The following is a 14,469-nucleotide window of genomic DNA, read 5'->3' on the forward strand; positions in this document are numbered from 1 at the left end:
TTTATAGCTCAACATTTAAACCTAAAGTAAATCCCCTGTTAGAAGCAGTTGACTGTGTATCTAAATCCATCCATTTTACTTTAGTATAAAGCATTCCCGGGTTCATAACCTGAATGTAAAGTCTCAACTTTGAAACTCCGGCTTTTTCAGCCATCTCATTTGTAAAATTATATCCTAAAGATATATTACGAACTTTTAAGAACGCTCCGTCACGATAACCTAAAGTTGGAAAAAAAGAATCTCCTGTACCCGCAGAGTAAATTGGTTTTTGATATTCAGCGTTAGTATTGTTATCAGTATAATAATCAATAGATCTCTGACTGCCTTTCGCGCCTTCATTTTCACCACCTGTATTATAAAGATATCCCATTCGTCCATAAACAAAGAATGACAATTCTACATTTTTATATCTAAATGTATTAGTTAAACCCGCAATGTATTTAGGATCTGCACTACCAATTATAACTCGGTCGTTATTAGCATCGATTTTGTAATCACCATTTTGATCTACAGGTCTTGCATTACCAAATGAAAATCCGGCTCCATTAGCATTAAATTTAGCCATTTCAGTTGCATCTTCGGGTTTCCATATTCCATTAGAAGCATATCCGTAAATTACATTTTGCGGCTGTCCTATAAATAAATTATTATTGATATCATTGAATTTTCCATTCGCTAAAGTTACAATTCTGCTTTGCTGATAAGAAGCGCTCAAATTTGAACTCCATTCAAAATCCTTTGCTTTCACATTTATAGTATTTAATGTAAGCTCTACACCTTCACCTTCTGTCTCACCAACATTCTCAAATGTGTCTCTATACCCTGTAGGTGTAGGCACACTTCTTTTTAATAATAAATCTGTTGTATCACTGGTGTAATATTCCAGAGTTCCTGATATTCTACTATTCACAAAAGAAAAGTCAATACCATAGTTAATCTGTTTTGTTTTTTCCCATCCTAAAGCTGGGTTTCCTAAAGTTGCATTATTCACTATACCAGAACCATTAGGATAAACAACACCAGTTAATGGTGGCTGTGTAGAATAAGGATCAACAGCAGCGTTACCGGTAACTCCAAAACCTACCCTAAGCTTCAACTGATCTATCCAGGAAACATCACTTAAAAAACTCTCCTGATTCATGTTCCAGGCTAATGAAGCACTCGGAAAGAAATCCCATTTATTACCATCTGCCAATTGCGATGCTCCATCATAACGCCCCGATGCCGTTAGCAAATATTTATTGTCATAACCATAAGTTACTCTTCCCATGTACGACAACAAACCAGATTCAATTAAATTACTGGAATAGTTACTAAGTGTTACGTTTGCTGGATTCAAAGCATTCCATTTATTTTCAGGATTTTTAACATCATTCGCAGCCATCATACTATCTTCATATTCATATCCTGTTTTACTTTGTAAAAAAGTAAGGCCTAAATCGTGTTTACCAATTGTTTTATTATAGTAAAGAAGATTATCTAACGTATACGATATTGTCTGTGCCTTTATCAGTGAAGCATAACTTGTTCCTGAGCGTGCGGCTGATCTTGCATCTAAAAACACTCCATTACGATAGGAAGTAATATCTGGACCAAAATTTAACCTATATTTTAATCCTCCCAGAACAGGAATAAGTTTTCCTAAATCTACTTGAGCATATAAACTACCAAAAGCTCGTAATGTTACACGTTGATCCTGAGAGTATTTATCCTCATCAATAACTGTTCTAATAGTATTATCTCCTCCAGGATTATCAATTCTGATACCGTTACTATCATAAGGAACTGCATAGGGAAGATTAAGACGTGCTGAATTATATATTCCAGTAGTAGAACTTACAGCTGATCTCCCTATGTTGGATTGCCCATATTCATTTATGCTATAACTCGTATTTAGATTAGCTCCCATTGAAAACCAATCTGTTGCTGTAATATCAACATTGGCTACCCCATTGTAACGTTTATACCCTTGCCCTTTTAGTACTCCTGTACTTCCGGTATAACCAAATGACCCATATGCTTTCATTTTTTCAGTTCCTCCGCTTACAGCTAAGGTATGCTGTTGGGTAACTCCTGTGCGGGTGACAAACTTTGCCCAGTCTGTTGTTGCCACTTTGGAACCATCCCATGTACCACCTTCCCATCCTTTTGCGATGTTTGCCCAGGCAGAAGGATCTGCCGATTTTAAGAAAATCAATTCATCATTAGCAATGGTTGGTGCATCACCTTTTGGGAAAGCCGATGGATTTGAATAATATCTTGCCCATCTACGAAAATCAATATATTCACCTGCAGACATCATCGGAGCATTTTCATGAATTTCTTCTGTAGTAACTGCAGTGTTGTAATTTAATGAAAATCTACCATTTTTCCCTTTTTTTGTCGTTACAATGATAACACCATTTGCTCCACGCGAACCATAAATTGCAGTTGCGGATGCATCTTTTAATACATCAATTGACTCAATATCCGTAGGATTTAAAAAGTCGATACCTCCAGCATTTGAATCACTGACATCACTCACGGATTTACCCAATGCCCCCGCCAATGGTTTAGAATTATTGATTGGTACTCCGTCAACTACGTAGAGAGGAGAGTTTGAAGCAGAAATTGACCGCGCGCCACGTATGGTCACCTTACCTACAGTACCAGGACGTTCATTTGATGTAATATCGATCCCCGCTGCTTTTCCCTGCATAGCCTGAACCGCATTTTGGACTGGCCTGGAATTTATTACCTCAGAACTTACGCTCACAATTGAACCCGTAAGATCTTTTTTCTTCTTTACCCCATATCCTACAACAACAACCTCTTCAAGGGAATTATCTAACTCCTTCAGTTCAATATTGTACACTCCGGACTGAGTAATAACCTTCTCTTCTGTCTTAAAACCTATAAAGCTAAAAACAAGTGTTGTACCTGAGCTAACATTAATAGTATAGCTACCATCCAAATCAGAGCTGGTCCCTTTTTGGGTTCCTTTAATAAGAACATTCACGCCCGGTACAGGAAGCCCCGAAGCGTCTTTAATAACTCCTTTTACCGTTGTATTCTGCGCATACCCGGATACATGTAGCAATGTAAATACCGCCATAGCCAACAGAATGCTAAATTTGTTTTTCATAAAGTCAATTTTGGTTAATTATTTAGTTAGTTAATCAACATTCTTACAATTTCTCTTCATACATATTTTATTATACAATTTACCTTATATGCCAGATTTGAACTTTATCTAATAAACTTATTAGTTCCTACAAATACTAATTAATCATAAATAAACTATTAAATAAAATTACTAAGAAAATAATTGCAATTATGTAATCGATTACACAAATGTATTATTTTTTTTTATAACAAAAAAAATGAGTTAAAATTATGTGAAATTATAAACAAATGCATAAATAACACATATCATTATTAAATCATTCTTTATAAAAACTATAAAAAACGAAAAAAAAATCATAAAAAATGTAATCGATAACATTACAATTTAAATGAATTTTACAAATATCTTACAAAATAAAACAAAAAAAACCGCCTCAAGTATTGAGGCGGCCTAAAAAAGAATTTTATAGATTCGGGGCAATATTATTTATATCCAGGATTCTGCCATTCAGCTTTTTGAGCAGCAGATAAATTAGAACCGTCTGGATTCTGCAATACATCAATAAATGTTTGAGGAATTGGACGGAGCTCATGTTTGTTCACTTTAATTCCTGCTACAGCTTGCGGATTAAATGCTTTTGCTCTGGAAATTAATGTTCCAGTTCTTGAAAGCGTTTCCCAACGTTGGAACTCACCTAATAATTCGCGTGTACGTTCATTAAGGATAAAATGTAAGGCACGCTGATAATCACTGGCCGCTCCTACTTTGGTAAGGACTTCTTCATCTTCAACAGGCAAATTAGCAGGAAATGTTGTTAATTGCAAATTTGAAGCAGCAGTTGTAACAGCAAGCCCTGGGTTAGACAAATAATATGTAGTCATGTCTAAATTTGAATTAATATAGTTAGTAGCATTAGTTCCTGTATTCAATGAATTTGTCTTAAATGCCTGAGAGCCGTCACTGTAAAAAGATCTGTTTTCACCGTTTTTCCATTGTGCTCTTGCTCTTACAACATTTATATCTTTCATCGCATTACCATAGTCTCCCTGACGGACATAACATTCAGCACGCAGCAAGTAAGTTTCACCTAGACGTGCCATGATGACATCACGGTGCGAATCTCCTCTTTCAGCAGTACGCGTACCACATTCTGTTTTATTGATTCCTGCAAAGAAATTACAAATAGCCTGGCTTCCAAATGTAGGAGCTACATAATTACCATTTTGATACAAAACCAATGAGTTTGGCACAAATTGCCCAACTTTACTTGTCAAAGATCCCGCTGTTGGAGTTTGTCTGCTTCCTACAGCCCATTCAGGTAAACGTCCGGCATCATCTTTCCAGTTTGGTGCCTGACTTGTTGAACCAAATTTGTATCCATTATAAGTGTTATCATTTTTACTGTTTAATATCATTACAATTGCAGGATCTCCCAACTTTACACCAACAGTGTTATTCACCACTGTATTAGCTCCGTAAACTGTCTTAAAAGTTTTCCACATACGTGCATCATTTATATGGTTGAAAACAGCATAACTATATTCAGTAGGACGGCAACGCTGAAAGTCCATTGAACCAATCCAAACACCACGTCTAACCCAGCCTCCTGAAAAATTAGAAAATTGAGGTGCAAAATAATTATATGTACGATTACCATATCGCCCCTTAGTTTTTTCATCACCATTATGACCTGCTGCCATTAAAATCTCATTAAGTTGCTCATTTGGGCAATCAATCCCTGTCCAGTTAGCATAAAGGTCACTATAATTAGGGGTTAAAGCTCCACGTGCACTAATAGCATAAGTACAGGCGTCAATCGCATCTTTAAGATCCTTTTCTTTGTAAGAACTGTTCCAGGCATCATTACGTTCTGAAGCACGAAATAATAACGCTTTTGCAAGGAAGTGAGCAGCAGTTGCTTTGGTCCAGGTAATTCCTTTACCATAAGTAAAAGTTTCACCATCAAAAAGGTTGTAGGCATTACGAAAATCAGAAATAACCTGCTCCCAGCATTGCTCTTCTGTAGAGCGTGTAAAACTACGAACAACAGTTTCTACTGGTGTAGTTTGAAGGAGAACACCACCATATTGTGCAGTCAGTCTGTAATAATTATAACCTCTTAAAAAATAAGCATGTGCCAAACAGCGATTTCTGATTTTCAAATCTGGAATAACTTTTTCTGCTTTTGCAATAATCGTATTTGCAGATGCAATTCCATAATACATTTGATCCCAAAGTGCCTGTGGTGGAGTTGCATTTCCATTAGCAGCTCCGGTAGCCTGAGTTGCACCAAGTGGTCCCAAACGGTTATCATAGGTATTCCACATTTCATTGGTCAGGTCATTTGCGTTCGTAAATTCATCAGTACCATATAATGTATTTCCATATGACCATTCAAAACCAAAATGCCATCTGATATTACCATAAAGGGCTATTGTTAGAGCCTCAAGACCTTCAGGTGTATCAAAATAAGCTGTTGAGTACCGATTTGTCAAATCCTCGTCCAGAAAATCTTTTGAACACGAAGTAAATGCCAGCCCCGCCATTAATAGAAGACCGATTCCTATATTTTTTATATTATTCATTTTTTTTTACTTTTATTGTTATACTTCAATTCGTGACAATATAATTAGAATCCAACATCAATACCCATTACAAAACTGCGATTGAAATAAGTCCTGTTAGTATCAAAGTCATACCAGTCTAAAGATTGGTAAATACTTCCCGGATTCACTGCTTGTGCGTAAACCTTCATGTTTGCCAATCCAATTTTGCTTGTAAGTTCTTTAGGCAAATTATACCCTAAAGAAATATTACGAATTTTTACAAATGAAGCTTTTTTATATCCAAGTGTTCCTGAATAGGCGTCTCTTGAACCTGCAGAAGCCTGTCCCAATATCGGTTTTTGGAATTCGGCATCAGTATTATCCGGTCTCCAGTAATCAATCTGAATCTGATTAGAAGTAGCTGTCATTGCCTGACCTCCAACATTAGCCGTATAACCCATACGCCCGTAAAGATTTATTCCTAATTCAAAGCCTTTATAGCTAAAGTTATTGTTCCACCCCATAGTCCAGTTAGGATCTTCGTTTCCTAAAATTACACGATCTTTATCATCCATAATATAATCCCCATTCTGGTCTTTCGGACGAACATTTCCTGGAGAAAAGTGTAGTAAAACATTAGACTGCTTAGCATTCCATTTCGCCATTTCAGCCTGATCTTCGGGGGTATCTTGCCACAAGCCTAGATTTTGCCACCCGTAAAAAGAATTGATTTGCTGACCAATAAACCATTCATCAGCTATCATATCATTTCTGCCATTGGATAACTCTACTATTTCATCTTTTTGCCATGCACCGTTTAAACTTGTCTCCCATGTAAAACCATCCGTAGTTTGAACAGGAATAAGATTAAGTGTTAGTTCTACTCCTTTATTTTGTGTTTTACCTATGTTTGCTATTATAAATGGGTAACCGGTTACTGTAGGAAGTGTTGCTGGCAATAGTAAATCACTAGTGTACGACTTATATGCATCAATAGTACCACTAATTCTGTTATTCAAAAAGCTGAAATCAAGACCAAGATTATATTGCGTTGTTCTTTCCCATTTCAAATTTTTATTTGCCAGCCCTACCATATTATCAGGAGCTGTGTAATAAGGCTCATTAGTATTAAAGCCTACCTGATTTGTCATTCCGTTAAAAGGAAGATAATATTGAGTAACAGGTCCTAATGTACTGTAAGGATCAACTGAAGAATTACCTGTACTACCAAAACCTAAACGAAATTTAAGATTTTCAATCCAACTAACATCCTTTAAGAAACTCTCATTATTGATACGCCAGGCTAATGCTGCAGAAGGAAAAAACTCCCACTGATTTCCTTCAGCCAATACTGAAGCTCCATCCCAGCGTCCTGATACTGTCAATAGGTAACGGTTATCATAACCATAATTGAAACGAGCCATATAAGAACTCAGCTGACGCTCTGTAATATTTGAACTCATACGTGCACCATTTAATGGATTTGTAATATCTATTAAACCCATACCATTCCATAAAGATTTTGGTATCTCTATATTATTTCCACTCATTTCTGATTCTTCAAAGTTCCACGAAGATGCACTCTGAAGTAAAGTAGCGCCTACTTTGTGCTTGGCCGCAAAAGTACGATCGTAGCTTATCATATTATCAAGAGTCCATGACAAATCGCGACGATTTCTAAGGCGGGCATAGTTTATACCTGAAGTACCCGTCGAATTTACTTTAAGTGACGATGTTCCATCTATATAAGATCCATCTCTCCAATGACGAAAATCAGGTCCAAAATTTATTTTATAACTAAGTCCTTCAACCGGTTTCCATATTTTACCAAAATCAAAAGTAGCGGAGAAATTACCTAATGCACGTAGTGTTTGTGACTGCTGTGTGCTTTTTTCCCATTCATCAATTATAGTATAAATACCTGATTCACCTCCTGGATTAATCACTACATTACCATTTGCATCATATGGTACTGCAACATTATAAATCCCTTTTGCGGCACCATATATAGCGTCTGGCGCAGTACCGCTTCTTGCACCTAAAGTTGACATTCCGTAATCCTGCTCGCTCCATGATACGTTAAAGGAAGCATTCATTTTAAACCATGAAACCGGAGTAATGTTTGACGTTAGTTTTGCTGTGTAACGTTTGTACCACTGTCCTTTTTGAGTTCCCTGATTATCTAAATATCCTAAAGAAGCATAGGTATTTACTTTTTCTGAACCTCCGCTTGCACTTAAAACGTGTTCTGTAGTAACCGCTCCCTGACTTACTATATCGGTCCAGTTAGTATTGGTTACCTTAGAAGCATCCCAAGTACCACTTTCCCATCCTTTTAATACATTATTCCATGTGGTATTACCATCTAAACCACTGGAAAAAAGAAATTGATCATTTGCTTGTGTAGGGGAATCAGGATGAGCCCATGGAATTTTAACACCTCCCGCACCAGTACGTTCAGGACTATTATAAGCAGCCCAGCGTTTGAAAGTTATAAAATCAGAAGCACTCATTGAAGGTGCCCTGTCAACGATTTCTGAAGTAGTAAGAGTCCCTGAATAATTCAAAACGAATCTGCCTGATTTACCTTGCTTGGTGGTTACAATAATTACTCCGTTAGCACCACGTGATCCATAAATAGCTGTAGCAGAAGCATCTTTAAGAATATCCATTGATTCAATATCTCTAGGGTTTAAAGTTTCAATAGCTGATCTTGACATTAATGGCACACCATCAACTACATACAAAGGATCATTACCTGCTTCAAGAGAACGATTACCGCGAATTCTTACGTCACCAACAGTCCCAGGACGTTCAGCGGTCTTGATATCAACCCCTGCAACCTTTCCCTGCAATGCTTCCACAGCATTAGGTACAGGTCGGTTCATTAATTGCTGAGCATTTACAGTTGCAATCGATCCTGTCAAATCAGCTTTCTTTTGAGTTCCATAACCAACAACAACAATCTCATTAAGCTGTGCTGCTTCTTCTACCAATTTTACATTGATCTCTGAATTCTGAGCAACTGTTATTTCTACCGTTTTTGAGCCAGTAGAAGAAAAAACCAATACCTGACCAGGCGCAGCATTTATTGAGTACTTCCCATCAAAATCAGTGCTGGTACCTGTCTTTGTTCCTTTTAAGAGAACATTCGCCCCTGGTATCGGCAATCCCGACGCATCAGTGATTGTTCCTTTAACCGCTTTGTTTTGCGAATAACCAGATGTATGCAGTAAAGCAAACATGGCCAAAATCAGCAAAAGACTAAATTTGTTTTTCATAAAAATTGTTTTTGGGTTAATTAAATTAGTTTAACCAAATTTATCCAGAAGTACCTTCGACAGCATCCTGTAGTATCCTGTTAACCCTCAGTATATTATGTTTTTCATTTATACTTTCATTAACAAAGCACAATCAACTTCCTGATTGACAACACTAAAGAATATTATTTATTATTTACAAAATGATAAAAATCATTTTTCAAATAATAAGTAAAGTTTTATATTTAATATGTTTTTTTTATAATTAAAAATAATTAATAATATAATTTTTTAAAAAATAACTGATTATTATTCATTTGAAAATAATGTCTTACACAAGAACTTGGATGATTTTTTTAAACATTTATATACAATAAAAAAAACCGTCTCAAATTTTACTTTGAAACGGCTCTTTTTTTATAAAAACAAATAAATTAGGATAAATTATTTTATTAATCATAGTCAGGATTCTGATCATAAAGTCCCGGAACGGCCAACATTTCTGATAAAGGAATTGGATACAATAATGAATTCTTGTCAATCGTTCTAATTTTATTGCCGGTATCTTCCGCTGCTTTCCATGCATTCATAATTGTTATTGCATTTCCTGATCTTATCAAATCAAACCATCTTGTTCCTTCAGAAAAGAATTCTTTTCTTCTTTCTTCAAATAATTGATCCAAAGTTATGTTTGCAGCATTTGCAGCAACACCTGCCCTGGTTCTAACCTGATTTACAATTCCATCTACATCTGCCTGAGCGCCGCCGCCACCATGAAGTGTACACTCAGCCATCATCATCAGCACATCTGTATAGCGAATTACCATAAAATCAACTCCCCAATCTTCCCGACCGGCAGTTCCATATCTGGATGCATCAATGTATTTTTTAAAAACCGGAAATGTATAGCTTCCTTTATAATTACCTGAAGCTACTGTATAATTAGTGGCAATACCAATAGCTTTTCTACTGTCATTTGCAGCAAAAGAATTTAGCAAACTTGCTGAAACAGGTCTGCCTTCCAGTGAGCCTTGATTTGATGTTATTCCTACCGAAGCAAAATAAGGTTCGTGACCCACTTCAACCATGAAATTTCCTCCAACAGAACCGGTTAAACTTTGGGTGTAAGGAATGGTAAGAACATTTTCTTTATTAGCAATTCCTTCTTCTTTAAAGATTTTGGCGTAATCTGTACCAAATACGTACAAACCACTTGTTTTAATATCATTTAGTTGTTGATATGCCTTATCCCACTCATTAAGACCAAGCATAGCCCCATCAATTCCATAAGCTGGACTTGAACGTGTCATGTAAACGAGGCCTAATAATGCTTTTGCGCCATATTTAGAAACCCGTCCAAAATTAGCCGCATCATAAGATGGATTAAGATCAGGAATAGCCAATTCCAGATCCGAAATAATCAGATTATATACATCCACAACCTGACTTCTGCCAATCTTTGCGGCTTCTTGTGCTGTCATTGTTTTAGTAATTAACGGAACCCTTCCAAACCATCTGATCAAATCAAAATAACAAAAAGCCCTTAAAAAACGTGCTTCAGCAGTCATTGAGCTCTTATCCGCAGGATTTGTAAAAATCTGATCACCTTTTTCAGCAATTTTTTCCAATAATTGATTGGCTTTATTAATGGCATTAAAATTAGTTACGTAAGCCTCTCTTACATAACTATTAGAACTTATAGAAGCATAAAAACTATTAATTCCTTCCCAATCTCTTGAAGCTGTTGTTAATGCTAATAAATTATCAGATCTTGTTTCACTTAAATTCAATACTCTATTGGCATAACCATAAGAACTCGTGCCATGAAAAGCAACTGAGTAAACCGCATTTCTTGCCTGAACAAAATCACCCTGCGTAGCATAAAAATTCTCTTCAGTTCCTTGTGATAACGGAATTTGCGTAAGTTCCTCAGTACAGGACACCGTTCCTAACAAAATTAAATTTGCTGCTAATAAATAAATATATTTTTTCATTTTAATTAAAATTAACGTTAAGACCTAACACAATCGACTTTGCCAGAGGTGCCCCTCCATAATCTACCGGAACAGCAAAATCACTATTTGAGCTTCCGGAAGTATTTACAGCTTCAGGATTGAAGCCTCCATGATACTTATTCCAATAGAACCAGTTTTCACCCGTTACATACAATCTTGCGTTATCAATTCTTTTTAAGCTTTTAACAGCTTCTTTCAAACTATAACCTAGTGATATACTTCTGATACTAACATAATCTGATTTATACATCCAGTCAGAATTTGCCTGATATCCAAAAGAAGTTTTCCAGTTACCTCTTATGGCAGGATCAACATTTAATGCGTTTTCTACAGAACCCATTCCGGTACGATTAATTGCTCTTCCTGTTAAACCATAAACAGTTCCACCGTTTTGACCTTGCACTAATACACTTAAATCTAAATTTTTGTATTTAAAATTATTGGTAATACCCCAGGTGTACTTTGGAGTTGGATTTCCTAAATCGACACGATCTTCCGTATTAATTTTTCCATCACCATTCTGATCAATATATCTCGGATCACCTAAAACCCATTTATTACCACCAATTGTAGTAGGTAGAGGAACAGAAGGATCAGCTGCGGTTACGGCTATGGCTTTATCAAGATCTGCCTGAGTTATCACACCATTTTGTTGTAAACCAAATATTGTGTACATTGGTTTCCCAACTTCTAATTTTATAAATGGAACACCTGCAGCAAAATCGTTGTTAATTTCAATTTTAGTCTGATCAGGTCCTAATGCCAATACTTTGTTTTCGTTATGGCTTAGATTTGCCGATGTTTTCCATTCAAAATTAGTATTCTTTACGTTTACAGTATTCAATTCAAATTCCCAACCCTGATTTTGCACTGCTCCAACATTGGTAAGATAACTTGTAAATCCTGATGCTGCAGGTACCGGAAGTCTAAGCAATAAATCTGTATTCTTTTTTCTATAGACATCGAACGTGGCAGAAATTCTGTTTTTTAAAATCGACAAATCCAATCCAAAATCAACACTTTTAGATTGTTCCCAATGTAATGATGGATTTCCAATAGAATTCACTCCTTGCCCAATTCCATTAGCTCCTCCCACTGAGTAATTAAATGATGCTAAAGTTGAATATGATGAATAACTGCCAATGTTATTACTACCGTTAGTTCCTGTACTTGCTCTCAATTTTAAATCAGCCAACCAATCTACATTTTCTAAAAAAGACTCCTGTTTGACTCTCCATCCTAATGAAAGTGAATAAAACGTTCCCCATCTGTTATCTTTTCCAAATTTAGAAGAACCATCACTTCTCACACTGGCAGAAAGCATATATTTTTCTTTAAAATCATATTGAAATCTAGTAAAAAAAGATAATAACGTATTTTTTTCAGCATTAGTGAACCCCAAAGAGCCTGTTGGAAGAGTTTCTATTGTTGAACTATTATAAAGTCCGCCTGAAGAAAGATTTGACCGCGTAATTTTATAAGAACTGAATGATTCTCCTAAAAGAACATTAAAACCATGATCTCCTATTGATTTATTATAATTTAAAGTGTTTTCATTTACAATATTCAACCTTCTGTAAGTATTAAATGCACCCCTGATACTTGCCTGAACATCATTTGGTGTATAACTTTCAAAAGTGTTGTCAGAATTATCAAAGTTTATAGTAGTTTTCCATATGAAGGCATTTGCAAATTTATAATCAGCATATGTAGATATAATATTTCTATACATCGAATTTTTACCTGTTTTTGCTAATGCATTAAGCATATTTGTTGTGCTGCTTCCCCATGCATATCGGGTTGTATATTTTTCCCCTGCTGCATTAGTAGCGCTTTCAAAAACAGGAGTTGCTGTTAAAGCCTTAAATAAGGTATTATCTTTTCCTTCAACACCCGGGTCATTTCTCTCAGAGTAAGAAGGAGAAAAGTTAATACCTATTTTAAAGCTCTCAGATAATTTGAAATCAATATTGGCCCTTGCTGAAAACAAAGTATAATCTGTGCCTAAAATATATCCTGTATTTTTTTGATAATTTGCCGAAACATAATAATTAACTACATCAGTCGCTCCTGAGGCAGATAATTGATAATTACTAAACTCTCAGGTACGAAAAACTTTATCCTGCCAGTCAATATAATCTAATCCAGGATGTCCCGGGATATCCCACCTGTCATCATATAAATATGTAAAATATCTGTTATTACTTGTTGTAAGCGGTGCTGATGGATTTGCTGCATTATAAGTAGCAATACGTTCAGCAGTTGTCTGACTTGCAGAAGCCCCCGCTATACCAGAACCTACCCATTGTGAATCAATCATCATTTTAGCTCTTTTAATCCATCCTTCCGATGATAACATATCAACTCTGTTAACCTCTTTATTTATACCGCCATAAGTATTAAAAGTAAATTTCGTTTTGCCTTTTGATCCTTTTTTAGTAGTAATTAAAACAACACCATTAGCCGCTCTGGAACCATAAATAGAGGATGCCGCAGCATCTTTTAACACCTCAATAGAAGCAATATCATTCGGATTCATATTATCCAAAGGGCTTCCGCTTGAAAATCCCCCAATAGCATTTGATCCTTCTGTAGAAAGAGGAAACCCGTCAATTACATACAAAGGCTCGTTACCTGCAGTAATAGATCCTGCACCACGGATTTCAATACTAAAAGGCTGTCCGGGCAAACCTGTCGTTTGCTTAACTCTTACACCGGCCACCTGACCAATTAGCCCCTGATCAACTCTTGAAATAGGCCTCTCTGTAAAATTCTCTGTTTTAATTCCGGATATTGCACCTGTCGTTAATTTTTTCTTTTGTGTACCGTAACCTATAACCACAACTTCATTTAAATTTGAACTTTCTGATTCTAAAAAAATATTATATGTATTAGATTCGCCAATTTTTTGCTCTTTTGAAATAACTCCTACATAAGAGAATACTAAAGTTTCGCCGGATGATGCAGCTATTTTATATCTACCATCAAAATCAGTACTGGTTCCCCGATTCGTTCCTTTAACTAAAACGTTCACTCCCGGCAGAGAGAGCTTGTCCGGATCAGTAACTATACCGGTAATCTCTTTTTTCTGTGCATAACCGGATGTTTGCAATAATGCAAAAACAGTTATAATCAACAGAAGATTAAATTTATTTTCCATAAAACCATATTTTTTAATTAATATTAGTTCTATCAAATTTATAGAGATTAGTAGCCCGTACCATCCTGCAGTATCCTGCTAGCTTTCAACATATTAAAGGTATCCATTAAATTTTATTTAACAGGAAATATACAACTAACTGATTAACAACCTAACACAACAGAAAAGTTAAAATATCAAAATCAAACTTTAACTAAATTATTTGTAGAAATCTATACTATTTATCTAAAAAAATATAATATTAAAAAGCAGACTTCTAAAAAAAATACTAAATCATTAAGAATAATATACCAACAGGATGCTACAGGATAGCAATTTCATAAAACCTATATATTTTTACTCGATTAGCATATACATAATGCTGATTTATTAGCATTAGGAA

Annotated in this window: 5 protein-coding genes and 1 pseudogene; all 6 read right to left on the reverse strand. The window is 35.6% G+C overall.

Annotation, left to right across the window (positions count from 1 at the left end; genetic code table 11):
- Position 1 precedes the first annotated feature (1 nt).
- Complete coding sequence (locus GXM16_RS05910) at positions 2-3,124, reverse strand: SusC/RagA family TonB-linked outer membrane protein (RefSeq protein WP_163393480.1); 3,123 nt, start codon at positions 3,122-3,124, stop codon at positions 2-4.
- A 464-nt stretch (positions 3,125-3,588) separates the two neighbouring features.
- Complete coding sequence (locus tag GXM16_RS05915) at positions 3,589-5,691, reverse strand: RagB/SusD family nutrient uptake outer membrane protein (protein ID WP_163393481.1); 2,103 nt, start codon at positions 5,689-5,691, stop codon at positions 3,589-3,591.
- 44 nt (positions 5,692-5,735) lie between these two features.
- Positions 5,736-8,933, reverse strand: a complete 3,198-nt coding sequence (locus GXM16_RS05920; RefSeq protein ID WP_163393482.1) for a SusC/RagA family TonB-linked outer membrane protein — start codon at positions 8,931-8,933, stop codon at positions 5,736-5,738.
- A gap of 431 nt (positions 8,934-9,364) precedes the next feature.
- Positions 9,365-10,906, reverse strand: a complete 1,542-nt coding sequence (locus tag GXM16_RS05925; protein WP_163393483.1) for a RagB/SusD family nutrient uptake outer membrane protein — start codon at positions 10,904-10,906, stop codon at positions 9,365-9,367.
- A 1-nt stretch (position 10,907) separates the two neighbouring features.
- Positions 10,908-13,007, reverse strand: a pseudogene (locus tag GXM16_RS22800) (SusC/RagA family TonB-linked outer membrane protein); the annotation flags it as partial.
- A 21-nt stretch (positions 13,008-13,028) separates the two neighbouring features.
- Positions 13,029-14,087: a TonB-dependent receptor plug domain-containing protein gene (locus GXM16_RS22805; RefSeq protein WP_229684233.1), complete on the reverse strand. Its 1,059-nt coding sequence runs from the start codon at positions 14,085-14,087 to the stop codon at positions 13,029-13,031.
- Positions 14,088-14,469: the final 382 nt, after the last annotated feature.

The organism is Flavobacterium limi, from assembly GCF_010645075.1.
GTDB classification, from domain to species: domain Bacteria; phylum Bacteroidota; class Bacteroidia; order Flavobacteriales; family Flavobacteriaceae; genus Flavobacterium; species Flavobacterium limi.